The sequence below is a fragment of the Kouleothrix sp. 19917 genome, from assembly GCF_057073505.1.
Window position 1 is genome coordinate 2,104,109 of the sequence record NZ_CP097099.1, and the last position, 23,938, is coordinate 2,128,046.

General features: G+C 64.0%; 23 protein-coding genes. 5 read left to right on the top strand and 18 right to left on the bottom strand.

The features are described from left to right. Positions 1-26 precede the first annotated feature (26 nt). The gene (locus M1P90_RS08665) at positions 27-512 is read left to right on the top strand and encodes a hypothetical protein (protein ID WP_483702212.1); all 486 of its coding nucleotides are present in this window, start codon (positions 27-29) and stop codon (positions 510-512) included. 68 nt (positions 513-580) lie between these two features. Here M1P90_RS08665 and M1P90_RS08670 read toward each other — a convergent pair whose 3' ends face one another. From M1P90_RS08670 to M1P90_RS08685, 4 genes are all read right to left on the bottom strand, one after another. Further along, positions 581-1,408 (bottom strand): ABC transporter permease, encoded by an 828-nt coding sequence (locus M1P90_RS08670; protein ID WP_483702213.1) that lies wholly within the window; start codon positions 1,406-1,408, stop codon positions 581-583. 164 nt (positions 1,409-1,572) lie between these two features. After that, a complete protein-coding gene (locus M1P90_RS08675) occupies positions 1,573-2,523 on the bottom strand; it encodes an ABC transporter ATP-binding protein (RefSeq protein ID WP_483702214.1) in 951 nt (316 codons plus the stop codon). 147 nt (positions 2,524-2,670) lie between these two features. Continuing rightward, positions 2,671-3,840 carry an anti-sigma factor family protein gene (locus tag M1P90_RS08680; protein WP_483702215.1) on the bottom strand — a complete coding sequence of 390 codons (1,170 nt, stop codon included), beginning with the start codon at positions 3,838-3,840 and terminating at the stop codon, positions 2,671-2,673. 27 nt (positions 3,841-3,867) lie between these two features. Then, the gene (locus M1P90_RS08685; protein ID WP_483702216.1) at positions 3,868-4,461 is read right to left on the bottom strand and encodes a sigma-70 family RNA polymerase sigma factor; all 594 of its coding nucleotides are present in this window, start codon (positions 4,459-4,461) and stop codon (positions 3,868-3,870) included. 256 nt (positions 4,462-4,717) lie between these two features. Between M1P90_RS08685 and M1P90_RS08690 the strand changes: the two genes are divergently transcribed. The 3 genes from M1P90_RS08690 to M1P90_RS08700 all read left to right on the top strand — a co-directional run bounded on the left by M1P90_RS08690 (position 4,718) and on the right by M1P90_RS08700 (position 8,560). Continuing rightward, on the top strand, positions 4,718-5,218 hold the full coding sequence (locus M1P90_RS08690; RefSeq protein WP_483702217.1) for a pyridoxamine 5'-phosphate oxidase family protein: 501 nt from the start codon (positions 4,718-4,720) through the stop codon (positions 5,216-5,218). Positions 5,219-5,435: 217 nt separating this feature from the next. Beyond that, a complete protein-coding gene (locus M1P90_RS08695) occupies positions 5,436-7,751 on the top strand; it encodes a xanthine dehydrogenase family protein molybdopterin-binding subunit (protein ID WP_483702218.1) in 2,316 nt (771 codons plus the stop codon). A 146-nt stretch (positions 7,752-7,897) separates the two neighbouring features. Then, positions 7,898-8,560 carry a Uma2 family endonuclease gene (locus M1P90_RS08700; protein WP_483702219.1) on the top strand — a complete coding sequence of 221 codons (663 nt, stop codon included), beginning with the start codon at positions 7,898-7,900 and terminating at the stop codon, positions 8,558-8,560. A gap of 34 nt (positions 8,561-8,594) precedes the next feature. Here the strand turns inward: M1P90_RS08700 and M1P90_RS08705 are convergent, their stop codons facing one another. The 3 genes from M1P90_RS08705 to M1P90_RS08715 all read right to left on the bottom strand — a co-directional run bounded on the left by M1P90_RS08705 (position 8,595) and on the right by M1P90_RS08715 (position 11,152). Next, complete coding sequence (locus M1P90_RS08705; RefSeq protein WP_483702220.1) at positions 8,595-8,894, bottom strand: hypothetical protein; 300 nt, start codon at positions 8,892-8,894, stop codon at positions 8,595-8,597. Positions 8,895-9,047: 153 nt separating this feature from the next. Beyond that, a complete protein-coding gene (locus M1P90_RS08710; protein ID WP_483702221.1) occupies positions 9,048-9,350 on the bottom strand; it encodes a hypothetical protein in 303 nt (100 codons plus the stop codon). Positions 9,351-9,523: 173 nt separating this feature from the next. Further along, positions 9,524-11,152, bottom strand: a complete 1,629-nt coding sequence (locus tag M1P90_RS08715; RefSeq protein ID WP_483702222.1) for a hypothetical protein — start codon at positions 11,150-11,152, stop codon at positions 9,524-9,526. 156 nt (positions 11,153-11,308) lie between these two features. Between M1P90_RS08715 and M1P90_RS08720 the strand changes: the two genes are divergently transcribed. After that, positions 11,309-12,352, top strand: coding sequence for an STAS domain-containing protein (locus M1P90_RS08720; protein ID WP_483702224.1), 1,044 nt, complete (start codon positions 11,309-11,311; stop codon positions 12,350-12,352). A 193-nt stretch (positions 12,353-12,545) separates the two neighbouring features. Here M1P90_RS08720 and M1P90_RS08725 read toward each other — a convergent pair whose 3' ends face one another. From M1P90_RS08725 to M1P90_RS08775, 11 genes are all read right to left on the bottom strand, one after another. Next, a complete protein-coding gene (locus M1P90_RS08725) occupies positions 12,546-13,391 on the bottom strand; it encodes an urease accessory protein UreD (protein WP_483702225.1) in 846 nt (281 codons plus the stop codon). Continuing rightward, positions 13,388-14,056: an urease accessory protein UreG gene (gene ureG / locus M1P90_RS08730; protein ID WP_483702226.1), complete on the bottom strand. Its 669-nt coding sequence runs from the start codon at positions 14,054-14,056 to the stop codon at positions 13,388-13,390. Before ureG ends, M1P90_RS08725 begins: the two co-directional genes overlap by 4 nt. A gap of 126 nt (positions 14,057-14,182) precedes the next feature. After that, on the bottom strand, positions 14,183-14,863 hold the full coding sequence (locus M1P90_RS08735) for an urease accessory protein UreF (RefSeq protein WP_483702227.1): 681 nt from the start codon (positions 14,861-14,863) through the stop codon (positions 14,183-14,185). Between the two features lie 205 nt (positions 14,864-15,068). Next, complete coding sequence (gene urtE / locus M1P90_RS08740; protein ID WP_483702228.1) at positions 15,069-15,770, bottom strand: urea ABC transporter ATP-binding subunit UrtE; 702 nt, start codon at positions 15,768-15,770, stop codon at positions 15,069-15,071. Beyond that, complete coding sequence (gene urtD / locus M1P90_RS08745) at positions 15,757-16,545, bottom strand: urea ABC transporter ATP-binding protein UrtD (protein ID WP_483702229.1); 789 nt, start codon at positions 16,543-16,545, stop codon at positions 15,757-15,759. Before urtD ends, urtE begins: the two co-directional genes overlap by 14 nt. Positions 16,546-16,549: 4 nt before the next feature. After that, positions 16,550-17,686, bottom strand: a complete 1,137-nt coding sequence (urtC, locus tag M1P90_RS08750; protein WP_483702230.1) for an urea ABC transporter permease subunit UrtC — start codon at positions 17,684-17,686, stop codon at positions 16,550-16,552. Positions 17,687-17,862: 176 nt separating this feature from the next. Continuing rightward, positions 17,863-18,759 (bottom strand): urea ABC transporter permease subunit UrtB, encoded by an 897-nt coding sequence (urtB, locus tag M1P90_RS08755; protein WP_483702232.1) that lies wholly within the window; start codon positions 18,757-18,759, stop codon positions 17,863-17,865. A 131-nt stretch (positions 18,760-18,890) separates the two neighbouring features. Further along, positions 18,891-20,264, bottom strand: a complete 1,374-nt coding sequence (gene urtA, locus M1P90_RS08760) for an urea ABC transporter substrate-binding protein (protein WP_483702233.1) — start codon at positions 20,262-20,264, stop codon at positions 18,891-18,893. A gap of 656 nt (positions 20,265-20,920) precedes the next feature. Beyond that, positions 20,921-22,639, bottom strand: a complete 1,719-nt coding sequence (gene ureC, locus M1P90_RS08765) for an urease subunit alpha (protein ID WP_483702235.1) — start codon at positions 22,637-22,639, stop codon at positions 20,921-20,923. 65 nt (positions 22,640-22,704) lie between these two features. Then, positions 22,705-23,091 carry an urease subunit beta gene (locus M1P90_RS08770; protein WP_483702237.1) on the bottom strand — a complete coding sequence of 129 codons (387 nt, stop codon included), beginning with the start codon at positions 23,089-23,091 and terminating at the stop codon, positions 22,705-22,707. A gap of 87 nt (positions 23,092-23,178) precedes the next feature. Then, complete coding sequence (locus M1P90_RS08775; RefSeq protein ID WP_483702238.1) at positions 23,179-23,481, bottom strand: urease subunit gamma; 303 nt, start codon at positions 23,479-23,481, stop codon at positions 23,179-23,181. Between the last annotated feature and the right edge of the window lie 457 nt (positions 23,482-23,938).

A 23,938-nucleotide genomic window follows, 5' to 3' on the forward strand; every position in this document is an offset into this window, starting at 1 on the left:
GGCACGGGCGCCCAGGAGTTCTGGCGATGATGACGCTTGAGGCATGGTTGGAGCAAAATGGCGCGCGCGTGGCCGATTCTCTCGATCTGCAGCGCGACACGCTGTGCGAGCTCCTGACCAACCGCCTGGCGACGGCTTTTCCTTCCTTGTGCTTTGATGCGACGCGCCCCGACGCGGTGACGTTTCAGCAGAATGTGTTTAAAGAAACACCGCGCCGCTTTCATCGCCTGATCCAGGTGGTGCTGCGCTTCCAGACGCTGATGGTGATCGAGCGCGAGTATCAGTGGGGCTGGGCAATCATGCCGCGCTTTGGCGTTGCGCGCCACCATATGCTCAACCACGCGCGCTGGTACTTCGACACAATTCGCGTGGCGGGCATGGTTAGCCGCGACGACATGATCTACCTCGACCAGATCGCTACCCGTGCGCTGCAGATCATCGAGCAGGTGACGGCCGCCGCGCCGCCCGGCGTGAAGCGCCCGGGCACGCCAATGCTTGGCTCGCGCGTGTAGCAGTAGAAAGAGAAGCCGGGGCGAAATCGCTCCGGCTTCTTTTTGTGCTGCGGTACTGTGAGAATCCCCTACAAATCGCGCCGCCCAAAGCTGCGCATGGCCAGCAAGAGCATCACCAGCCCGTAGATTGCGGCATAGATGACCATGGCCTGGCTGGGCGGCGACGAGCCGCTGAACGGCGTGGGTATTGTGCTCATAAGCTGCGGCTGCATCAGGTAGGCTGCGCGCCGCCAGAGCGCCTCGACCGGCAGCAGCAGGCTGGCGACAATGCCGACATTCACGGCAGCGTGCGACTGCAGCAGCGCGCCGATCTGCTCGACCCACGCGCCAATAAAGGCGAGCCCATACAGCATAAACAGAAATACGCCATTGGTGAGCGTAGAAAGATATGTGCCGCCCAGCAGGGAGAGTGAGAGCAGCACCAGCGCTTCGAGCATCAGCAGCAGCACGGCGTTGGCGTTGGGCGGTGTGTAGCCCGACAAAAAGTAAACCACGCCCATTATTCCACCGCTCAACCCACCCAGATACAGCACAATCATTGCTGCGTAGCCGAACCATTTGCCCAGCACGATCTGCCAGCGCTGCACGGGCTTGGTGGCGAGCGCCTGAATGGTGTGGCTGGCGATCTCGCCGGCAATCGTGTCGACCGAGGCGAAGATTGCGAGCATGACGGTGAGGAAGTGCACCACATACAGGCCGGCCATGAGCAGCAGGTTGTAGGCAAAGTTCAGCTCAATCGCGCGCATGCCTTCGGCGCGCATATTGGTGGTGATCAGGTGGAAGCCGATGCCGAACAGCAGCAGAAAGACCGCGCCCAGGCCAAGCGCGGCCTGCACCATGCGCCGCCGCCACGCTTCGCGAAATGTGAGCCAGGTGATGGTTGTGATTGTGTTCATAGTGTTGCAGGTTTACAGGTTGGCAGGTTGCAGGTTGGCGACGACCGACGACGAGAGAATTTTACCGCAAAGACGCAAAGGGCGCAGAGTGCTTGAAGGTTGCAGGTTACTGCCAACTGCCAACTGCTCACTGATTTCTGACTCCTAGCTTCTGACTCCTGGTTTCACTGCCCGCTGTCCTCGTCGCCCACGACCTCAAGGAAAAGCTGTTCGAGCGAGGCGCGGCGCGGCGTGAGCGCATAGAGTTTTGCGCCTGCGGCCAGCGCCTGCTCGGCAATCTGCGGCAGTTGCGCTTCGTCGGGCAGGGCCAGCTCGATGCTCCACCCCGGCGCGTGATCGCCGGCGCGCGGCAGCTCGTGCACCTGCAAGGTAGGATCGAGCGCGCGCAGGGCGGCCAGCAGCGCGGGTGGCGCTTCGCTGAGCTGGACGGTGACATGCAGCTGCCCGGCGGCCATGTCGGCCAGCGTGAGCGTTTGCAGCACGCGCCCCTCGCGAATAAATGCCACGCGGTCGCAGGTCGCCTCGACTTCGCTGAGCAGGTGCGAGTTCAGGAAGACGGTGGTACCCTGTGCCTTCAGCTCATGAATGATCCGACGCACCAGCATGCGGCCAAACGGATCGAGCGCGGAGGTTGGCTCGTCGAGAAAGACCAGCGCGGGCTCGTTCAGCAGCGCCTGGGCCAGGCCAATGCGCTGGAGCATGCCTTTCGAGAAGCCGGCGATTGGGCGGCGGGCGTGCTCGGCCAGACCCACGCGCTCCAGCAGCGCGGGAATGCGGCGGCGGCGCTCGGGCGCGGCGATGCCATACAGGCGCGCATGCAGGTCGAGCAGCTCGCGGGCTTGCAGCCACTCGTGGAAGCGGAAGTGCTCGGGCAGAAAGCCGATCCGCGCCATGGCGCGCGGGTCGCCGGGAGCGCGGCCCAGCAAGCGCGCCTGCCCGCCGCTGGGCGCTACCAGGCCAAGCAGCATTTTCACCGAGGTGCTTTTGCCCGCGCCATTCGGCCCCAGAAAGCCAAATACCTCGCCGCCCGGCACGTCGAGCGTGAGGTCGGCGACGGCGACTTTCGGGCCGTACACTTTGCGCAGGGCGCTGGTTTCGATGACCAAATTCGTCATACGCGCACAGTTTCAGAAGCTGGAAGGCAGGAGTGCCATAACCACCAAGACACCAAGACACCAAGAACTATTCAGTGATTTACCTATGCATCCTGGTGCCTTTGTGCCTTGGTGGTAAGCAGGTGAGGCAGAACTGACAACAGCCGGCTATTGCACCGACTCAGCTGTGCGAACGAGCAGATCGGCAATTTCCTGGTCGCGCATGCCGGCGAGGTTGCTCCCTTGCAGGATGTAGATCGTGCCGCCCTGCTGCCAGTAGATCACGCCGCCCTGGCTGTTGCGCGGGCCGTTGGTCATGAGCATGGCCGGCTCGCCGTTCACCGTTACCTGGCGCAGGTTGTTGGCATCGGAAGGGAATGGCACCAGCAGCGTGCTGTTCCAGTTGATCTGGCGGCTCAGCAGTTCGGCTTGCTCGGGCGAGGTGCCAAGCACGCGCAGGGCCGCGTAGCCAAGCTGGGCCATATCCACCCCATCGGGCAGGGTGACGCTCGGGCTGGTGGCCTGGTGCAGCGTAAGCGCATAGCCGGGGCCGACATACTCGGTGCTGGCCGAAGCCGCCATGTCGACCTGAATGGGCGTGCTGCCAAGCGCATCGGGCAGCGTCACATCGTGGATGTCGAGCGCGCTGAGCAGCTGGCGCGCGGCCTCGACGTTGACGGTGAAGCTCTTGTTGCCGCCGTCGTTCACTTTATAGGTAGTGCTGGTGGGCGCTGCCGGCAGGCTGGCCGGCTCGTGCAGGGCATAGCCGGTCGCGGCGGCGGCCTCGGCGGCCGAGCCAACCGTGCGCGGCGGTGTGCGCTCGGCGCTGTCGGGCTTGCCCATGAACAGCAGGCCCTGATCGTTCTTGAGCTGGCTGATCTGCTCCAGGCGGTCGCGGCCAACTGGCACGAACAAGACCTTTTGAACGCGGAATACGCTCAGCAGGCTGTCGGCGGCGGCACGCACTGGCGGCAGGGCCAGCAAGCCCACCAGCACGAGCACGACGGCGGCAGCGGCAAAGGCGCGTGAGCGGCCACTGCCAAAAACACGTTGCGAAAGCATGGTGATTCTCCTTGTGTGGGCCGGGCGCGTGGCGGCGGCCGATGGTTGCGGAACAAGCGCCGCCGCGCGAACACGCGCCAGCGCGGCCTGTGCATTCGGTGTGGGCGCGGGCGGCAGCAGCGCGCGCAGGCTGGCAGCGCGGGCGCGCGCCTCGGCCAGCGCGGCGGCGCAGCGCGGGCAGCTTTCGGCGTGCGCGCCCAACGCGGCGCGCTCAGCAGGCGCAAGCTCGCCGTCGGTGTAGGCGCGCAGCTGCCCTTCATCAAAACATGTGCTCATAGCCCGAACCCTTTGTGTGAAGATAGTTTACGCAAAATCGTTGGGCGCTTTGCCGAAACGCCGCTGATAGGCGGCCAGAAACGCGGTTTCGGCGCGTGCCAGCAGTGTGCCAACCGAGCCCGGCGCAATCTCCAGCGCGGCCGCGACCTCGGCGTAGGAAAGGCCAGCATGGCGCAGCAGCAGAAGCTGGCCCTGGCGCTCGGGTAGGTCGGCCAGGGTGGCGCGCACAGCGGCGCGTTCTTCGGCACGCAGCAGCTCGCCGGCCGGGTCGGGCGCGTCGTTCTGCTCGGGCCCTGCGCCAACCTGGGCAGCGCGGGCCTCGGCGCGGCGCTGGCTGCGCAGGGTGTTATAGCCGCGATTCAGCGCCACCCGGCACAGCCAGCCCAACAGTTGCGCGCCACTGCGCGGCGGCTGGTGCAGCAGCGCCAGAAAGGTTTCCTGCGCGGCGTCCTCGGCTGCTTCGCGGCTGCCAAACAGGTGAAACACCGCACGATACACCGCCGGGTAGTGGCGCAGAAACAGCCGCTCGAAGGCGTCGGCGTCGCCGCGGCGCAACTGTTCGAGCAGCGCCTCGTCCGACTCTCCCACGGCTTGCCCTTTACTTGCGAGCTGACTTGTCATAACTCTTACATGCTCCAGCCGCCCGGCCGGTGCGCGGCTTTGTGCATGAAACACCGCCCGCGCAGATTTTGTGACAGTGTGGATTGTATCACGCCGGCTTACGGCACGCAGGTTGCTTCCTTTCTACACATAGCTTGTGTGGCTGAATGTTCAGCAGGAGGTTTGGAGGGTCGTAGACCCTCCAAAATTATCCCTTTTAGCGGGTGCGCGCCACATTCGTGGCGCGCACCCGCTAAAAAGAAGAAAGGAATATCCAATGACAGATCATCCAAGCCGCGCCGAGGCGATCACAAAGCTCGGCGAGCTGATTAAGGACATCAACATCGCCATGCTCACCACGGTCGAGGCAGATGGCGCGCTGCGCAGCCGCCCAATGGCAACCCAAAAAAGCGAGTTCGATGGCGACCTGTGGTTCTTTCTGGGCACAAGCTCGCCCAAGGCGCAGGAAATTCGCAAGGACCCGCGCGTCAACCTGAGCTACGCCGACACGGACGACCAGCGCTACGTGTCGGTATCGGGGCGCGGCGAGCTGGTGCGCGACCCGGCCAAAATGAAGGAATTGTGGAATCCGCTGTTCAAAGCGTGGTTCCCCGATGGCCTGGACGACCCCGACCTGGCTTTGCTGAAGGTGAATGTCGAGCAGGCCGAGTACTGGGACTCGCCTTCCAGCACATTTGTGACGCTGATGGGCTTTGCCAAGGCGCTTGTGACCGGCCAGCGCGCCGAGGTGGGCGAAAACGCCAAGCTGGATCTGTAGCAAGAATCAACGCAAGCGAGATATCCGCAGATTACACAGATTGCACAGATTAGGTTTTGCTTCAGAAGCCATCTGCGTAATCTGCGTAATCTGTGGATTGCGAATTCTTTTGATCGCGCCAGGTGTGAGCCTCGCGCGATTTTTGCGCCTTGCCCTGCGCGCCGCTTTCGCCTATACTAGCGCGCATCCTGTCGTTACATACACATGAGGCGATGCAATGGCTTATTCTGCCATGATCGGCGCGCGCGTCAAGCGCAAGGAAGACCCCCGGCTGATCACCGGGGCGGGGAACTACGTTGGCGATATCAAGCTGCCCGGCATGCACCACGTGGCGTTTGTGCGCAGCCCCTACGCACACGCCCGCATCCGCAGCATCGACGCGGCCGCCGCCCTGCGCCGCCCCGGCGTGGTGGCGGTGATCACGGGTGCCGACCTGCCGGCGATGTGCGGCCCCATGCCGATTGGCGGCGGCGAAGGCGGCGCGGCCGACGACCCGGCCAACGACACGCGCCCCACGCACTACGCCCTCTCAATCGACCGCGCGCGCCACGTGGGCGAGGCCGTCGCCGCCGTGATTGCGGCCACGCCCGAGCTGGCCGTCGATGCCGCCGCCGAGGTGGTGGTGGATTGGGAGCCGCTGCCGGTGGTGGCCGATATGCTGAAAACCACCGAGGCGGGCGCGCCGCAGCTGTTCGACAGCATGCCGAACAACATCGACCACGTGTGGACGCGCAAGCGCGGCGATGCCGACGCGGCCTTTGCCGGCGCGCACCGCGTGGTCAGCCAGCGCATCGCCAGCCAGCGCCTGTCGGGCGTGCCGATGGAGGCGCGCGCCGTGGTGGCCGCGCCCGACCCAATCAGCGGCGGCCTGACCGTCTGGACGAGCTGCCAGGGGCCGCACCTGAATCGCGGGAACCTCGCCACCGTGCTGGGCATGGACGAAAACCAGATCCGCGTGATCGCGCCCGACGTGGGTGGCGGCTTTGGCGTCAAAATCTACTCCTACCCCGAAGAAATTCTGCTGGCCGCGCTGGCCCGCGCCTACCGCCTGCCGCTGCGCTGGGCCGAAACGCGCATGGAGCACATGGCCGGCACCGCCCACGGCCGCGCGCAGGTGGCCGACCTCGACCTAGCGGTGCAGGAAGACGGCACAATCACCGGGCTGCGGATGCGCGTGGTGGGCGACCTGGGCGCCTACCCGGTCGACCCCGTCATTCCCGAGCTGACCGGCCAGATGGCGGTGGGCGTGTATGCCATCCCCGCCGTCGATATCGAAGTGACGTGCGTCTACACGAACACCACGCCCGTGGCGGCCTATCGCGGCGCGGGCCGGCCCGAAGCGGCCTACTACATCGAGCGCATGGTCGACATGGTCGCGCGTGAATTGGATATGGATCCGGTCGACGTGCGGCGCAAGAACTTCATCGCGCCCGATAAGTTCCCCTACAAAACGCCGGCTGGCCCGCTCTACGACAGCGGCGAATACGACAAGGCGCTCAGCCGCGCGCTGGAAATTTCGGGCTACACCGGGCTGCGCGCCGAGCAGCAGCAGCGCCTGGCCGACCCGAACGCGCCCACGCTGCTGGGCATTGGCGTGGCCTGCTATGTCGAAATGTGCGGCTTTGGCCCATACGAAAGCGCGGTGGTGCGCGTCGAGCCGACGGGTACGGTCACGGTCTTCACCGGCATTTCGCCCCACGGGCAGGGCGGCGGCACGACGTTCGCGCAGATTGTGGCCGACGAGCTGGGCGTGCCGTTCGACAAAATTATTGTGAAATATGGCGACACCGGCAACACCCCGATGGGCCAGGGCACTATGGGCAGCCGCAGCATCGCCGTCGGCGGCTCGGCGCTGGTGCGCGCCGCTGCGAAAGTGCGCGACAAGGTGCGCCAGATCGTTGGGCATATGCTCGAAGCCGCGCCCGACGATGTGGTGCTGGAAGCGGGCCGCTACCAGGTGCGCGGCGTGCCCGACCGCAGCGTGACGCTGGCGGAAGCGGCGGCGCAGGCCTACAGCGATGGCCTGCCGCTTGAGATCGAAGCGGGCCTGGAAGCGACCGATTTCTTTGTGCCGAAAGTGATCTACCCGTTTGGCGCGCACGTCGCCGTGGTCGAAATCGAGCGCGAAACCGGCGCGGTGCGCATCCGCGACTATTTCACGGTGGACGACTGCGGGCCGCGCCTGAGCCCAACGCTGGTGGAAGGGCAGGTGCACGGCGGGCTGGCGCAGGGCATTGCGCAGGCGTTGCTGGAAGAGATCGTGTACGACGAGAATGGGCAGCTGCTCAGCGGCACGCTGATGGACTACGCCCTGCCCCGCGCCGACGACTTCACGACCTTCACCACCGACGCGACGGTCACGCCGACGCCGTTCAACCCGCTTGGCGCGAAAGGCATTGGCGAGGCTGCCACAATCGGCTCGACCCCGGCGATTGCGAATGCCGTGATGGACGCGCTGGCGTCGGCAGGCGTGCGCCACCTCGATCTGCCGCTGCGCGCCGAGAAGGTTTGGCGCGCGCTGCAAGGGGCATAGCACGCTGCGCAACAAACGCCCAACGACGAAGTCTTGAAATTCATCCACAGATGAGGCAGATGGCACAGATTATAGGTCTCATATCTGTGCCATCTGCCTCATCTGTTGGTGCTTTGTCGTATTTGCGCCAGCCGTTTGAAGCTGCTATGATTGAGCCGCCGGGCGGGCAGCCGCGCCAGCGCAACTATTCAGCAGGCGGAAACAGCATGTCGGTACAGCCACTTCAGCACTGGACTCCCGCTGCGTATCTTGCGTTCGAGCGGAGCCAGCAAGAAAAACATGAGTTCGCGGATGGCCGCGTGCTATTGCGGGCTGGCGGGTCGCGCAACCACGCGCTGATTGGCACGAACATCACCAGCAGCCTGCACCAGCAGCTACGGTTGCGGCCCTGCACGGTGTATGGCAGCGACATGCGCGTGAGCTTGCCGCAGGCACGGCGCTACGTCTACCCTGACATTACCGTCGTATGTGGCGCAGCGCAGTTTGAAGATGAAATTGACGACACGCTCACTAATCCAACCGTGATCATCGAAATTCTTTCGCCCTCGATCGAGCGCTACGACCGGGGCAAGAAGTTTCAGGCCTACCAGACGCTTGAAAGCTTTCAGGAATATCTTCTGATCGCCCAGGATGCCGTGGCGGTTGAGCATTTTGTGCGCCGCTCCGACAAGCTGTGGACCTTCAATTCGATCACTGACGAAACGGCAAGTATCACGCTGGCATCGATTGAATGCGTCTTGCGGCTGGAAGATATCTACGAAAAAGTCGCTCTGCCGCCCGCGCCTGATGCCTCAGACACAAGCAGCTAAGCGACTTTTGAGCAGCCTCTCTGGCCGTTCCGCGCTACAAAATATAGCCGCGCTTGCGGGCCACTTCTTCCTTGTGCTTGCGGAACAGCACATCGCGCTCGGTGCCGCGCAGATCGCGCGAGTAGGTCGCCAGAATGCGCTCGACCTCGGCGTCGATCTCTTCTTCTTTGCGCAGATCATCAATCAGGAAATCGTAGATTTCTTTCACGCGAATGGCGCGGCCAGTGCCGGGCTTGCTGCCGGCGCGCTCCTTGTAGGCCAGCATGTTGCGCTGGGCCAGCTCGTCGTGCAGGCGCTCGGCGACGCGGCGGATTTTATCTTCACTCAGGCGCATTCGTGTTCTCCCTTAGCTGGCGTGTTCGTTATAATCCACAGATTACGCAGATTACACAGATAGCGTTTGTATTGTGCTGATTTGATGCGTATTATAGCAAAATGACGGAAGTTTGCGCTATGTCCTCAGTGCTCGCTGTGGCTCCGTTCTGGCTCAGTGTGCGGCGGCTTCTTCGGCCGGGCCGATTGGCACATGCAGCAGGTTGACAATATGCCAGCCGGTGTTGCGGCCATGCACCCAGACGTTGATCGCCTGCGGGCGGTTGCTGCGCCGATCCCAGGGCGGCGCGTCGTTGCCGATCCGCACGATCAGCTGGTAGCGCAGGTTGGGCGGGAACCAGTGCAGCTGCTCGCTCAGCGCGCCGGTGCGCACCGCCAGCGCCAGTGTGCCGCAGCCCAGCAGCACGGCCAGCAAGAGCGTCACGCCAACGATCGAAACATACGTCAGCTTGGTCATGGCGGCCCCCATGTGGCGGAATCGCGCAGCCATCCCGCCAGAAAACCAGTACAGTATTCCAGAAGTCGTTGCTGGTTGTAGTTGGCAGCTGGCAGTCAGCAGTTACCATCATTCCTGCCAGCTGGCGACTGCCAACTGCGAGCCAACCCGAAACGGAATTTCACCGACGTGTACTAGCTTAGTTTGATCCGCCCCAGCTCCTCTTCCAGGCGGCGCACCAGCGTGCGCAGCACCTTGATGCGGCCAAAACGCTTGTCTTCGGACTCCACCACCGTCCAGGGCGCGGCCGGCGTCGAGGTGCGCAGCAGCATTTCGTCGGCGGCTTGCTCGTACTCCGGCCACTTCTCGCGATTGCGCCAGTCTTCGTCGGTCAGCTTCCACGATTTGTAGCGCACGTTCTGGCGCTCCTCGAAGCGACGCAGCTGCTCTTCGGGGCTGATATGAATCCAGAACTTGCAGACAATCGTGCCAAACTCAACCAGCTGGCGCTCGAACTCGTTGATCTCGGCAAAGGCGCGCTGCCACTCGTCGGGGCGCGCAAAACCCTCGATCCGCTCGACCAGCACGCGCCCATACCACGAGCGGTCGAAAATGCCAATGTTGCCCTGCGGGGGCAACCGCCGCCAGAAGCGGTACAGATAGTGGCGCGATTTGTCGTCGCCCGAGGGCGCGGCGATGGCGTGCACAATATAGCTGCGCGGGTCGAGCTGTTCGGTGATGCGCTTGATCGCGCCGCCCTTGCCAGCGGCATCCCAGCCTTCGAATACCAGCACCACCGGGCGCTTCTGCTCGTACACCTGAAAGCCAAGCAGGTGCAGTTTCGCCTGCAACTCGGCCAGCTCGCGCTCATAGACTTTCGGTTCCAGCTTCTGGCTCAGGTCGGTGCGCTTGAGAATTTCGGGAACAACCAGCGGCACCGGCTCGGGCGATGTGGGCGCGATGGCGGGCGCGTGCGTGCCATTCCCATCGCTCGCAACATCGCGCGCAACCGCCACGGTTGGGCCGCCGCTCTGCACCGCCGAGAGGCCGCGCCGAAACGAGGAGCCGCTCGAGTCGAACGCCTCGTCTTCGCGGTCGGCGCGCAGACTCGCAACCTCGCCAAGCTGCCCTTCCAGCGCGGTAATAATCGCCTCGAACACGCCCAGGCGCGCAAAGCGGCGGCTGGTGGCGGGCAGGATCAGCCAGGGCGCGTAGGGCATATCGGTGCGCGCGGCCATGTCTTCCACCGCGGCATACACCTTCTTATAGTGTTTGTTCTGCCAGCGGTCTTCGTCGGTGATCTGCCAGGCGGTGAGCGGGTCGGCACCAAGCTTGTGGAAGCGGCGCGACTGTTCTTTTTTCGAAATATGCAGCCAGAACTTAAGGATGATCGCGCCGTCGTCGGCCAGTTGCCGCTCGAAGGCGACAATATCTTCGCAGCGGCTGCGCCACTCGGCCGTGGAGGTCTTTTCGGTGGTGCGGGCGGCCAGCACCTCGCGGTACCACGAGCGGTCGAACAGCGCGAGCTGGCCGTAGCTGGGCACCCTTTGCCAGAAGCGATACAGCCAGGGATACATGGTTTCGTAGGTGCGCGGCGGGGTGATCGGGTGCACGCGCAGCACGCGCGGGTCGAGCCGGCTGGTGAGCAGGCGGATGGTGCCGACCTTCGAGGTGCCGGCCCAGCCTTCAAACACCACAATTGCCGGGCGGCGTGCCTCGAACAGCGCCTGCTGCAAATCGTACAGGCGATCCTGGCAGACCTTCAGGCGTGCCTTGTAGTCATGCTTCTCGATCGTGCGCTCAAGATCGATCTGGTCGAGCATGGCAGCTCCTTGCAAACGGGGAACGGTGGCCGCATTATAGCACGCTCGGCGCGCTGCACCATAGGGCCTAGCACAGAGTGACGCCAGAGAACTATAGGAATGCCTCGGATCTTATGCTATAGTCGTCCTAAAATGCCTTTGTTTGGGGGAATATACATGGACGAGCAGCAGCAGCAAGCGCATCTTCGGCAGTTTTTTCGCTGGGTGATCCCGATTGTTGGCTTTTTTGTGGTGGCTTTTGGCCTGCTATTTGTGCTGCGGCCTGAGTCGGAATTCGTTTTCAATGCGCTGATCTCGCTTGGCACGCTGGCGGCGTTTGCTGTGGCGCGTATGCTGCTTGGGCGCGGGCAGTTTCACGCTGCGGTGATGATCGCGTGCGGCACGCTGCTGGTGCTGCCGCTGGCGGCCACAATTATTTCGCCGCACCTGAGCGTGGTGAACAGCCTGCTGCCGCTGATTGGCGCGATTCTGGCGGTGCAGTATATGCGCGGCCCGGCGCTGCGCACCCTGCTTATCCTCTGCTGGGTCACAATCGTGCTGGTGCCGATCCTGGGCGCGCTGCTGCCGAGCACCGTAGAAGTAACGCCTGAAATGCTGTTTTCCGTGAACCTTAGCTCGTTTGGCGCGATTGGCGGCGTGATCCTGCTGCTGCTGTGGCAGCTGAGCAGCCGCTTCGGCGCGATGTTTCAGCAGTTACGCGGGACGAATCGCGAATTGCAGGCCACACAGGGCGATTTGGAAAACCAGATCGCGGCGCGCACACGCGATTTGCAGCATGCACTCGACACACTCCAAACGCGCGCCGATGAGCAGGAGCACCTGCTGAACGAGCTGGCGCAGCAGCGCGCAATTGTGCGCGAGCTGAGCGTGCCAGTCATTCCAGTGAGCGCCGGCACGCTGGTGATGCCGCTGGTGGGCGCGTTCGATGCCGAACGATTACATAATGTGCAGGAACAGGCCTTGCAGGCGATCGAGCATTGGGGCGCGCATCTGCTTGTGCTCGACATAACAGGAGTGCCATTGGTGGACAGCCATGTGGCGCAGGGAATTTTGACCGTGGTGCAGGCCACGCGCCTGCTTGGCGCAGAGACGGTGCTGGTTGGCATTCGGCCCGAGGTGGCGCAGACGATGGTGGGGCTGGGAATCGCGCTGCCGGGCCTGCGCACCGCCAGCAGCTTGCAGGCCGCGCTCGCGGAGTAACCATAATATGCCACAGAGAACACGGAGGCCACTGAGAAAGCGCGAATTTTGATCGTTCGTGTCTTCGTGTCTTCGTGGTTATAGCTGAAAGCAAAATGGTTGAGCCACAGAGCGCACGGAGACCACGGAGAAGGCGCGAATTTTGATCGTTCGTGCCTTCGTGTCTTCGTGGTTAGGTTTCTTCCAGCGGCGATCACATGCTGTGGTCGCCGCCTTTTTTTTGCTGCGCGGCGTGCCAGCGCGCGTACATGCGGCTGAGCGCCCCATGCACCTCGCTTGGCGTAGGGCCGAGCGCGCGCACAAGCAGGCCGGCGCCGTTGGGCAGCACCGTCGCGCCGAGGTTTGGCGCACTCGAAGCGGCAAGCTCGGCCGCCATACCCTCGGCGTCGATCGTGTCACCCAGCAGGTACAGGCTGCCCGCCACTGGCGTGTGCTCAGGAAGAAATGGAATGCTGCGCGCCGGCTCGATCACGGCGCGCTCGGCTACCAGCAGCCGCCCGCCAGCGTCGCACACCTCCAGCCGCGACTCATAGCGCGTGAATTGCCAGCGCTCGCCACGCGCCAGCCGCCCCGGCGCAAGCACATCGAGCAAGGCAAGCTGCGCGCCCGCCGCCAGCGTGATCCGCGTTGTCTGGCTGAAACACGCCCCAGCGAACAGAATCAGCGGCTGGGCCAGCCACGCGAGCCGGCTCCCTTCCGCCAGCACGATTTCGAGCGCGTGCGCGGCGTCGCCTGCGGGCATGCGTAACACCTGCGTGGCGGCGGCCATGGGGATCTGCGCCGCCGCGCCCGGCCCAAGCTCCACCCGCATCTGCACGCGGTCGCCGGCCAGCACGCCACCCAGGTGCAGCAGCGTAAACACCGCCACGCCGGGGTCGGCTGGGTCGTCGTAGCGCAGGCGCGAAAGCTGCATCGGCGGGCTGGCAAAGGCGCGGCGCGGCCGTGTGATCGCGCCATCGCGCTCCAGCAGCAGGTCAAGCCCGCCGCTGGCGGGCGGGCGCGCGCGCTGTGCCTCGGGTAGCGGCTCCGACAGGATCATTGCGCGTGCGGGTGGAGCAGCGCCTGCTCAATGTAGTCGAGCACTGCGCTCAGACCCTCGCCGCTGCGGCAGTTGGTGAACAGAAAGGGCCGTTCGCCGCGCACCAGCCGCGAGTCGCGATCCATTACTTCCAGGCTCGCGCCTACGTATGGCGCAAGGTCGGTTTTGTTAATCACCAGCAGATCGGCCTGGATCAAGCCCGGCCCGCGCTTGCGCGGGATTTTGTCGCCGCCGGCCACGTCGATCACAAACAGGTAGCGATCTACCAGCGCGCGGCTGAACGTCAGCGTGAGGTTGTCGCCGCCACTTTCCAGCAGCAGAATGTCGGCGTCGGGGTAGCGCGCCTCAAGCTCGTCGGCGGCGGCCTGGTTCATGGTTGGGTCGTCGCGCACCGCCGTGTGTGGGCACGCGCCCGTTTCCACGCCCACCACGCGGGCCGCGTCGAGCGTGCCGGCGAGGGTGCGCTTGACATGCTCGGCATCCTCGCGCGTCACAATGTCGTTGGTGATCACCAGCGGCGCATAGCCACGCGCAATCAGCAGCGGCACCAGCGCCTCGATCAGCGCGGTTTTGCCCGCGCCAACCGGCCCGCCCACGCCAATGCGCGGGATGCGGCCCGGGCGCGCCGTGCCGCTGGCAGTGTTGAACACATGGTCAAGATGCATATGTGCCTCGTTTCGGGTTTGTTGGGGCGTATGCGATACGCCCGTGCGAGGTGCAGGTTGCAGGTTTGCAAGTTGCAGGTTTTTGGGTGAAGGCCAAATCGTAAATCATAAATCGTAAATCTTCGTTTAGCTCGCGAACATATGCATTTCGGCGTAGCGGTGGCGGAACTGCATCACGTCGATCTGCGGGGCGAAGCCGCCAATGTCGCGCCAGTCGCTCGCGCGGTTTGCGTCGGCGGCGGCAGCGATCACGGGCTGCGCGCCGAGCAGTATTGCCTGCGCGCCCGCGTGATCGAGCGCGCCCAGACGCACTGCTGCGCCCACCAGACTGACCGTGAAGGTGTGTAATTCGACCAGCACCGCCGCGTCTTCATCCAGCCCGCCAGCCGCGCCCAGCAGCGCCAGCACCAGCGCCTGGTGCGCAAACCCGCCCCCGGCCGCCACGCGGGCAGCATAGTCGCGCAGTAGCGGCGTGCCGTACAGGTCGCGCCCAAGCAGCAGCACGCGCCCGCCACAGCGCTTCGAGGCGGCGCGGGTTTCGGCGGCGAGCTTGGTGGCCTCCAGCCGCGCATCGATGGCGGCCAGCAGCTCGATGTCGCCGGCCTGCGCGGCGCGTACCACCCAGCGCGCGGCCAGGGCATCGGCTGGGCCGGCGCTGTCGCGCAGGTATGCGTGCACAATCGGCGCAAGCTGCGCCGCGCCGGCAGCCCCTGCCGCGACAAACTGCTCGATGCCATGCGACTGGGTGTACATGCCGCTGGGGAAAAACGAGTCGGCCAGTTGGAGCGCGGGAAGCAGTGAGATCATAATTGCAGCCGTCAGAAGTCAGAAGTCAGGAGTCAGCATATTTTAGACTTGCTGAAACCCACTGACATCATCAAAACAATTCGCGTATCAATAGCTTTTATGTTGCCCCAAAGACAGCAAGACACCAAGATTTTATCGCCACCAGAAGACCTTCGTGCCTTTGAGTCTTCGTGGTAATTATTCCTGGCTCTTGGTTCTATTTCGGCTACACCGCCAGGTATTCGCGCGCCATGGCGTCGGTGAAGGTGCTCGCCGCGCCGCTCGCCACAATGCTGCCGGTTTCCATGACATAGAAGCGATCGGCGACGCCCAGCGCGAAGTCAATAAACTGCTCGACCAGCAGAATCGCCAGGTCGCCGCGCTCGCGCAGGGAGCGGATCACATTCTCGATTTCGAGCATGATCGAGGGCTGCACGCCTTCGGTTGGCTCATCCAGCAGTAGCAGCTGCGGGCGGCGCACCAGCGCCCTGCCAAACGCCAGTTGCTGCTGCTGCCCGCCCGAAAGCGTGCCGGCCACGCGCCCGCGCATCTGCTTGAGCACCGGGAAGGTGGCGTACACTTCTTCGATGGCGCTTGGGTCGGGGCGCGCGCCGGGCCGCGCCTCGAAGCCCATCACCAGGTTTTCGTAGACCGTCAGGTACGGGAAGATTCCGCGCCCCTGCGGCACATAGCCAATGCCGGCGCGCGCCCGGACATGCGGCGGCTGCGCCGTCAGGTCGCGCTCGCCGAAGTGGATGTGCCCGCCGCGCGCCTTCAGCAAGCCGATGATCGCCTTCATGAGCGTGGTTTTGCCCACGCCATTGCGGCCCATCAGGCACACCACCTGCCCCGCGCCAACTTCCAGCGAGACATCGCGCAGGATGCGGCTTTCGCCATAGTATACGGAAAGCTTTTCAATGTGCAACATGGCTGTGGCCTTTCGCGGGCGGGCCATCGTGGGCGCGGCCCAGGTACACTTCGATCACGCGCGGGTCGTTCTGCACGGCTTCAACCGGCCCTTCGCACAGCAGCTTGCCGGTATGCAGCACGGTAACGGTGTGTGCGAAGCGGCGCACAAATTCCATGTCGTGCTCGACCACCAGTACCGAACGCTCGCGGGCGATGCTTTGCAAGAGCTCGCCAGTGCGGTCGCGCTCGCGGCGGGTCATGCCGGCCACCGGCTCGTCGAGCAGCAGCAGCTTGGGCTTCTGGATGAGCAGCATGCCGATTTCCAGCCACTGTTTTTCGCCATGCGAAAGCTGGCCGGCGCGGGTGCTGGCGCGCGGCGTCAGCCCGATCTGCTCAAGCGTGTCGATCACCTGGCGGCGCTGCTTGTCGGAGGCGCGCGAAGCCAGCGCCACCAGCCCATCGCGGAAGCTGATCGCGGCTTCAAGATTTTCGGCCACGGTCAGGCTGCCGAAGATCGAGGGCGTCTGGAATTTGCGGCCAATGCCCAGCCGCACGCGCTGGTGCTCGGGCAGGTGCTGAATGGCTGGCAGGCCATCGAACATGATCCGGCCATGCGAGGGGCGCGTTTTGCCGGTAATAATGTCGAGCAGCGTCGTTTTGCCCGCGCCATTTGGCCCGATCAGGAAGCGCAATTCGCCATAGGCCATCGCGAAATCGAGCTGATCGAGCGCCTTGAAGCCATCGAATTCGACCGTGACCAATTGCACGCCAAGGATGATGCCACTCTGAGCCATGGGGCTAATCTCCTGCGCGGGATGCGGTTACAAACCCTTCCTCGGGAACCTCCGTCGGCGCGGGCGCAGGCGCGCCAGTGCCGCGCTGGCTTGGCCAGCGCCCACTCCCCAACTGCCGCACAATGCCGGCCAGACCCTGCGGGAACAGCAGCACCACGCCAACGAACAGCGCGCCCTGGAAGTATTGCCAGATCGTTGGCAGGTTCTCGCTCAGCCCGCTCTTGGCCCAGTTCGTCAGCAGCGCGCCGACGATTGGGCCGATCAGCGTCGCGCGCCCGCCAATCGCCACCCACACCACCATTTCGACCGAGGGTGCCACGCCCATAGCCGAAGGCGAGATAATGCCGACTTGCGGGATGAACAGCGCACCGGCCAGCCCAGCGATGCCGCCTGCCAGCGCAAACACGAGCGTCTTGACCATCACCGGGTTGTAGCCCAGAAAGCGCACGCGGTTCTCGTCGTCGCGCGTGGCGACCAGCAAGCGACCGAGCCGCCCGCCAGCCAGCCAGCGGCACAGCAGGTACACTGCCAAGAGGCACAGCGCCGTGGCGAAATAGAGCCCGCGCTGCGTCGAGCGTTCGCCAAGCGAGTAGCCGAAGATTGTGTTCAGGTTGGTGATGCCGTTGGTGCCGCCCGTGATCGGCTGCTGGCCGATGAACAAGAGGCTGGCGATCAGCGTCAGCGCCTGGGTGATGATCGAGAAATAGACGCCCTGGATGCGGCTGCGAAACACCAGAAAGCCGATCAGCGCGGCCAGCGCGGCGGGCAGCAGCACGGCGGCAAGCAGCGCAAATGCGGGCGAGTGGAAGGGCTGCCAGAACAGCGGCAGGCTGCTCAGCCCGCTCCAGACCATAAAGTCGGGCAGCTGTGTGCCCGACGACTCAAGCTTCAGGTACATGCCCATCGCATAGGCGCCCAGCGCGAAGAACAGGCCCTGCCCAAGACTCAGCATGCCGCCATAGCCCCACAGCAGGTCGAGCCCAACCGCGACGATGGCGTAGGTCAGGAATTTGCCGAGCAGGTTCAGGCGGAAATCGGACAAGGTCAGCGGCGCGATCAGCAGCAGCGCCACGCACAGCGCCAGAAAGCCCGCCCAGCGCCAGATGCGGACGCGCTGTGTGGAATGTTCACGTTCGCTCATCGCTCCATCTCTCCTCTATGACGAGCCGGCCGTTTCGCGCCAGCTGATTCCCGAGCCGCGGATGGCACTAATGCATTTTCGATTTACGATTTTGGATTTACGATTATGCCGAGCCGCATACTGATGTGGTTAATCAGTTCTCGCTCCCAACCCCAAACCCCTGCGCTGAAAGCGCACTAGCGCGTGCGCAGCGCCACCAGGCCGGCCGGCTTCCACTGCAGGAAGGCAATAATCAGCAGGAAGACCAGCACCTTGCCAAGTGTCGCGGTGGTGCCAAGCTCAAGCAGGGTGTTGAAAATGCCGATCAGCAGCGCAGCCATGATCGTGCCTGGCAGGCGACCAACGCCGCCCAGCACCACGACCATAAACGCGTCCACAATGTAGTAGGTGCCGAGCGAAGGGCCAATCGGCCCGATCAGTGCCAGCGCGCAGCCAGCCACGCCCGCCAGGCCCGCGCCCAGCCCAAAGGTCAGCGCGTCAACGCGGCGGGTTGCCACGCCCAGCGCCGAGGCGATCTCGCGGTTCTGCATGGCAGCGCGGATGCGGCGACCATTTGGCGTGCGATAGAGCAGCAGATAAATGCCCGCAATGCAAAGGAGCACCAGCCCAATGATGAACAGGCGCGTGTAAGGCAGCAGCAAGCCCGGCGCGAGGCGCAGGCCGCCGCTTAACCAAGCGGGGCTGGTGACCTGCACATTCGGCGCGCCAAAGATCGAGCGGGCGGCCTGTTGGAGGATCAAGCCAACGCCCCAGGTTGCCAGCAGCGTATCGAGCGGGCGGCCGTACAGAAAGCGGATCAAGCTGACTTCCAGCAGCACGCCCAGCAGCCCGGCGATCACAAAGGCGGCCGGGATGGCGAGCAGAAACCAGATGCCGGCGGGCGCGCCACCCAGCAGCGGCGCGAGTGTGCGCTGAAACAGAAACGTAGTGTATGCGCCAACCATAATGAACTCGCCGTGGGCCATGTTGATCACGTTCATCAGGCCGAACGAGAATGCCAGGCCCAGCGAGATCATCAGGAGAATCGAGCCGAGACTCAGACCGTTAAATAGCTGCGTAAGCCATAGCGCCATAGTGTTTCCTTCCCCTGGCACCCTGAGTAAGCTGCAAGGCTGTATCGAAGGGTGCGAGCAAACTGCCCGCGCCCTTCGATACGCACGCTGTGCTACTCAGGACGCGGGCGCGCCCGATGTAGCAATGTTTCCTACTGCGTTGCCAGGCCCTTCGCCCAGTCGAACTGCTTCAGGAAGGGATCGGGCTTGACCGGGCCGTTGCTGCTCGACACTTCGTCGATCAGGCCGTCGGCGCGGATTTTGCCGATGCGAACGGTTTTCCAGGTATGCTGCGTTTCGCCGTCAACCTTCACCAGGCCCTCGGGCGCGTTGAACTCAATCGAGTTGGTCTGCGCCGCCGCCTTGATCGCGGCCACGTCGGTCGAGCCAGCCTTTTCGGCCAGCAGCTTCCACAGGTAGACGCCGAAGTAACCCGCCTCAATCGGGTCGTCGGTCACGCGGTCGGCGCCGTAGGCCGCCTTGTAGGCCGCCACAAACTTGTCGTTCTCGGGGGTTTTGGTGGTCTGGTAGTAGTTCCACGACACCAGGTGGCCGGCCAGGTAGTCGGGGCCAATGCCGCGCGCTTCTTCTTCCGCGATGCTGACCGACAGCACCGGCAGCGAGTCGGCGGTGTAGCCCGCGTCCTTGAACTGCTTGAAGAAGGCCACGTTGCTGTCGCCGTTGAGGGTGTTGAAGATCGCGTCGGGCTGGGCCGCCTGAATCTTGCTGATGATCGTGCTGAACTCGGTGCCGCCGAGCGGGACATATTCTTCGCCCGCCAGCTCGCCGCCCTTCGCAGCCAGCTGCGCCTTGATGATCTTGTTGGCCGTGCGCGGGAAGACGTAGTCGGAGCCGAGCAGGTAGATTTTCTTCTTGCCCTGGCTTAGCAGGTAGTCGACCGCCGGCACGATCTGCTGGCTTGGCTCGGCGCCGGTGTAGAAGATATTGGGCGACTGCTCAAGGCCCTCGTACTGCACCGGGTAGAACAAGAGGCCGTTGAGCTTTTCGAACACCGGCAGCACCGCCTTGCGGCTCGCGCTGGTCCAGCAGCCAAACACCACCGCGACTTTGTCCTGCTCGATCAGCTTGGTCGCCTTCTCGGCAAAGGTCGGCCAGTCGCTCGCGCCGTCTTCGATCACCGGCTCAAGCTTCTTGCCGAGCACGCCGCCCGCCGCGTTGATCTCGTTGATCGCCAGCAGGGTGGCGTCTTTCACCGACACTTCGCTGATCGACATGGTGCCGCTGAGCGAATGCAAAACACCGACTTTGATCGTGTCGCCGGATGCGGCGGGCGCGGCGGTAGCTTCGGCTGCCGGGGCGGCAGTACCTTCTGCGGCGCTGGTTGGCGCGGCTGCGGCGCTTGGCTCGGCGGCGGCAGTGGCGGCGGGCGCGCTCGTGGGCGCGGCAGCGGGCGCGCCACCGCCACAGGCGGCCAGCAGCGCGGCGAACAGCGAAATAGTGAGCAGCAGCGCCGCATTCGAGCGCGCTTTGGTGGCCTGGCGCGGTGCGCCTGAGATTTTGTGCATGGGTGCCTTCTCGCTTCGGTAGTTTTTTTGCCCGGTTGGCTGCACTGCCAGACGCATCATTGGCCCGGTTCGCCGGCGCGGCGAAGTGCCAGCGCGACCACTCCTTTCCAGGCGCACAATTGCGCCACCTAAGCGGCCCACAAACCCGCGTGCAGGGCAGAGCAAGCCCGTGCTAACGGGTGGGTTTCAGTGAGTTAGGGATTGTCGTGCAGGGGCAAAACGCGCACGGGGCACAACGTGCGGCGAAGCTTCAGCGCAAACCGGATGACACGAAGCGATGTATCATTCGGCTGAACCCGGCCAGGGCATTGGATAAAACCAACAGCCTGCCGATTGGGCACTGGGCCGCGCAGGGCGGCCTTTCTTGATGGAACCGACTGGAAACAGCCAGAGTATAGGGGAAGAGCCGCCGATTGTCAAGGCACGGTTAACGAATACCAGGCGAAGGATATGGATAGTTTGTACAAGAACCGCAGAACCACGGAAGCACAGAACCGAGAACCGCAGAACCAGGCGACAGACGGCAGGCGGCAATCAGCAGTACGCACTGAGCCGCTAAACCTGCGAATCTTCAACCTTCAAACCTGCCAACTTGCAACCTTCAACTTGCAACGTGCAACTCAACAAGCCCCGCGCCTCCGTGCCTTCGTGGTGAACTACACAATATAAAACAGCTGCGTGAGCGGCAGGCGCTCAGCCGGCTCGCAGGTCGCCAGCACGCCATCGACACGCACTTCATACGTTTCGGGGTCGACATCGATGCGCGGCATGGCGTCATTTCGCACAAGATGCGCCTTGCCGACACTGCGGCAATTCTTTACCCCTACGGCACGGCGCGTCAGGCCTAGCCGCTCGGGCACGCCCAGCGCGATCGACGCCTGCGACATAAAGTTCACGCAGGTTGCGCCGAGGGCGCGGGCGTGCGCGCCAAACATCGGGCGGTAGAAGACCGGCTGCGGCGTTGGGATCGAGGCGTTCGGGTCGCCCATTGCGGCCCAGCTAATCATGCCGCCCTTGATGATCATCTTGGGCTTTGCGCCGAAGTAGGCCGTGTCCCACAGCACAATATCGGCCAGCTTGCCCGGTTCGAGTGAGCCAACTTCGTGGGCGATGCCGTGCGCCAGCGCCGGGTTGATCGTGAGCTTGGCGAGGTAGCGCAGCACGCGCGCGTTGTCGTGCTCGGCAGTATCGCCGTCGAGCGGGCCGCGCTGTTCTTTCATTTTGTGCGCGGTCTGGAAGGCGCGCGTGACGACCTCGCCCACACGGCCCATTGCCTGCGAGTCGGAGGAGTACATGCTGATCACGCCCAGGTCGTGCAGCACGTCTTCGGCGGCGATGGTTTCCTTGCGGATGCGGCTTTCGGCAAAGGCGACATCTTCGGCAATGCTGGGGTTGAGGTGGTGGCAGACGATCAGCATATCGAGGTGCTCGGCCAGCGTGTTGATGGTGTAGGGCCGCGTGGGGTTGGTGCTGGAAGGCAGAATGTTCGGCAGCGCGGCGATTTTGATGATGTCGGGCGCGTGGCCGCCGCCTGCGCCTTCGGTGTGGTAGGTGTGAATCGTGCGCCCGCCAATCGCCGAGATCGTGTCTTCGACAAAGCCACTTTCGTTCAGCGTGTCGGTGTGGATGGCGACCTGCACGTCGTATTCGTCGGCCACGCGCAAAGATGCGTCGATCACAGCGGGCGTAGTGCCCCAGTCTTCGTGATCCTTCAGGCCGCACACGCCCGCCTCGATCTGCTCGCGCAGCGCCTCGGGCAAAGATGCGTTGCCCTTGCCCAGCAGGCCCCAGTTCACCGGCAGCGCCTCGGCGGCTTCGAGCATGCGCGCGATATACCACGGGCCGGGTGTGACGGTCGTGGCGTTGGTACCGTCGGCCGGGCCGGTTCCGCCGCCGATAAAGGTTGTGACGCCGTTGGAAAGCGCTTCGTAGACCTGCTGCGGCGCGATCATGTGGATGTGCGAGTCGATCGCGCCAGCAGTGGCGATCAGGTGCTCGCCGGCGATGACTTCGGTGCCGGGGCCGATCACCATCTGCGGATGCACGCCGTCCATGCTGTCGGGGTTGCCGGCCTTGCCCAGCGCGACGATGCGGCCATTCTTCACGCCAATATCGGCCTTGACCACGCCCAGCACGGCGTCGAGCACAATCGCGTTGGTGATGACAAGATCGAGTGAGCCGGCGGCGCTGGTGGCGCTGGCGCGCTGGGCCATGCCGTCGCGGATGGTCTTGCCGCCGCCAAAAACGGCCTCATCGCCGTGGTGCAGCAGGTCGCGCTCGATCTGGATGATCAGGTTGGTATCGGCCAGGCGCACGCGGTCGCCGGTGGTGGGGCCATACAGCGCGGCATACTGCCGTCGTGGAATGAGTGGCATGTCGCCTCCCTTGCGTGAGCGGGTGAAGGGGTGAAATGGTGAAGGGGTAAAGCCTCGTCACCCATTCACCCATTCACCTCTTCATCTATAAAGCCCTGCTCTTTTGCTCGGCGCAGCGCATCGCGGATGCCGCCCGTGGTGGTGGTGCTGCCTTCGGCCAGGCCGTTGAAGCCGAGCGCGCGGCGCAGCCCGCCCAGCTCGACCAGCTCGACCTCGCGGGTGTCGCCCGGCTCGAAGCGCGCCGACAGGCCGGCCGGGATGTTCAGGTGCATGCCCAGTGCGGCGGCGCGGTCAAACTTCAGCGCGCGGTTGACCTCGAAGAAGTGGAAGTGCGAACCCACCTGGATCGGGCGGTCGCCAGTGTTGCTGACAGTGACAGTCACGGTGCGGCGGCCAGCGTTGATCTCAACCGGCTCGTCGCGCAGCAGGTAGCGGTCGGTAGCGCCTGACATACACCCTCCTGGATTTACGATTGACGATTTTGGATTTACGATTGGCTGTTGCGAGCCAATCGACAATCGTAAATCTGAAATCGTCAATCAGATAATCGGATCGTGGCACGAGATCAGCTTGGTTCCGTCGGGGAAGGTGGCTTCGACCTGCACGACCGGCAGCATGGCCGGCACTTCGTCCATCACGTCGGCGCGGCTGAGCACGTGGCGGCCCAGCTCCATCAGCTCGGCAACGGTGCGGCCGTCGCGCGCGCCTTCCAGCAGCGCCTCAGTGATGAGGGCCGTGGCCTCGGCGACGTTGAGCTTCAGGCCGCGGTCGCGGCGGCGGCGGGCCAGATCGGCAACGACATAGATCAGCAGTTTTTCCTGCTCGCGGGGGGTCAGAAACATCGCCAGCCTCCGAACACACTGAAAGCACGCGACCGAAACGCCGGGCGCGCGCCATCGTTGGCAGATATTACGTCGCTGGTGTGAAGATGGCGCAAAGTATATGCGTATTGCCAGAATCGGTCAAATGGTGTGGAACGAAGGGGTGTGACGGAAAGTTCTGCACACAGCTTGTTTCACGCACTGCCCGGCCGTAAACGACCGGGCTTCGAAGCGACGCCCGCTGAAGCGGGCTTGCCATATGCCTCGTTCAAGCCCGCTTCAGCGGGCGTCGCTCGGTAGCGCGGCGGCTTCAGCCCCGCGCCGCAGAAAGATCCGTCACACCCAGAACCAAGGACTGAGAACCGAGCAATGAAAACTGCTGAACTGTCGAAGTGAGAACGCCGTGGGGAACCGCTACCACGAAGACACGAAGACATCAAGGGTTAAGCTAAATATCTTGGTGCCTTCGTGTCTTCGT

What these genes read in the sequence shown, in the direction of transcription:
- M1P90_RS08680 (WP_483702215.1), bottom strand. Translation starts at nt 3,840, where the DNA reads ATGAGCACATGTTTTGATGAAGGGCAGCTGCGCGCCTACACCGACGGC.
- urtE (WP_483702228.1), bottom strand. Translation starts at nt 15,770, where the DNA reads ATGTTGCACATTGAAAAGCTTTCCGTATACTATGGCGAAAGCCGCATC.
- M1P90_RS08715 (WP_483702222.1), bottom strand. Translation starts at nt 11,152, where the DNA reads ATGCTCGACCAGATCGATCTTGAGCGCACGATCGAGAAGCATGACTAC.
- urtC (WP_483702230.1), bottom strand. Translation starts at nt 17,686, where the DNA reads ATGAGCGAACGTGAACATTCCACACAGCGCGTCCGCATCTGGCGCTGG.
- M1P90_RS08735 (WP_483702227.1), bottom strand. Translation starts at nt 14,863, where the DNA reads ATGATCTCACTGCTTCCCGCGCTCCAACTGGCCGACTCGTTTTTCCCC.
- M1P90_RS08670 (WP_483702213.1), bottom strand. Translation starts at nt 1,408, where the DNA reads ATGAACACAATCACAACCATCACCTGGCTCACATTTCGCGAAGCGTGG.
- M1P90_RS08725 (WP_483702225.1), bottom strand. Translation starts at nt 13,391, where the DNA reads ATGATCCTGTCGGAGCCGCTACCCGAGGCACAGCGCGCGCGCCCGCCC.
- urtA (WP_483702233.1), bottom strand. Translation starts at nt 20,264, where the DNA reads ATGCACAAAATCTCAGGCGCACCGCGCCAGGCCACCAAAGCGCGCTCG.
- ureC (WP_483702235.1), bottom strand. Translation starts at nt 22,639, where the DNA reads ATGCCACTCATTCCACGACGGCAGTATGCCGCGCTGTATGGCCCCACC.
- ureG (WP_483702226.1), bottom strand. Translation starts at nt 14,056, where the DNA reads ATGCATCTTGACCATGTGTTCAACACTGCCAGCGGCACGGCGCGCCCG.
- M1P90_RS08710 (WP_483702221.1), bottom strand. Translation starts at nt 9,350, where the DNA reads ATGACCAAGCTGACGTATGTTTCGATCGTTGGCGTGACGCTCTTGCTG.
- M1P90_RS08700 (WP_483702219.1), top strand. Translation starts at nt 7,898, where the DNA reads ATGATTGAGCCGCCGGGCGGGCAGCCGCGCCAGCGCAACTATTCAGCA.
- M1P90_RS08705 (WP_483702220.1), bottom strand. Translation starts at nt 8,894, where the DNA reads ATGCGCCTGAGTGAAGATAAAATCCGCCGCGTCGCCGAGCGCCTGCAC.
- M1P90_RS08685 (WP_483702216.1), bottom strand. Translation starts at nt 4,461, where the DNA reads ATGACAAGTCAGCTCGCAAGTAAAGGGCAAGCCGTGGGAGAGTCGGAC.
- M1P90_RS08665 (WP_483702212.1), top strand. Translation starts at nt 27, where the DNA reads ATGATGACGCTTGAGGCATGGTTGGAGCAAAATGGCGCGCGCGTGGCC.
- urtB (WP_483702232.1), bottom strand. Translation starts at nt 18,759, where the DNA reads ATGGCGCTATGGCTTACGCAGCTATTTAACGGTCTGAGTCTCGGCTCG.
- M1P90_RS08775 (WP_483702238.1), bottom strand. Translation starts at nt 23,481, where the DNA reads ATGTTTCTGACCCCCCGCGAGCAGGAAAAACTGCTGATCTATGTCGTT.
- M1P90_RS08690 (WP_483702217.1), top strand. Translation starts at nt 4,718, where the DNA reads ATGACAGATCATCCAAGCCGCGCCGAGGCGATCACAAAGCTCGGCGAG.
- M1P90_RS08695 (WP_483702218.1), top strand. Translation starts at nt 5,436, where the DNA reads ATGGCTTATTCTGCCATGATCGGCGCGCGCGTCAAGCGCAAGGAAGAC.
- urtD (WP_483702229.1), bottom strand. Translation starts at nt 16,545, where the DNA reads ATGGCTCAGAGTGGCATCATCCTTGGCGTGCAATTGGTCACGGTCGAA.
- M1P90_RS08675 (WP_483702214.1), bottom strand. Translation starts at nt 2,523, where the DNA reads ATGACGAATTTGGTCATCGAAACCAGCGCCCTGCGCAAAGTGTACGGC.
- M1P90_RS08720 (WP_483702224.1), top strand. Translation starts at nt 11,309, where the DNA reads ATGGACGAGCAGCAGCAGCAAGCGCATCTTCGGCAGTTTTTTCGCTGG.
- M1P90_RS08770 (WP_483702237.1), bottom strand. Translation starts at nt 23,091, where the DNA reads ATGTCAGGCGCTACCGACCGCTACCTGCTGCGCGACGAGCCGGTTGAG.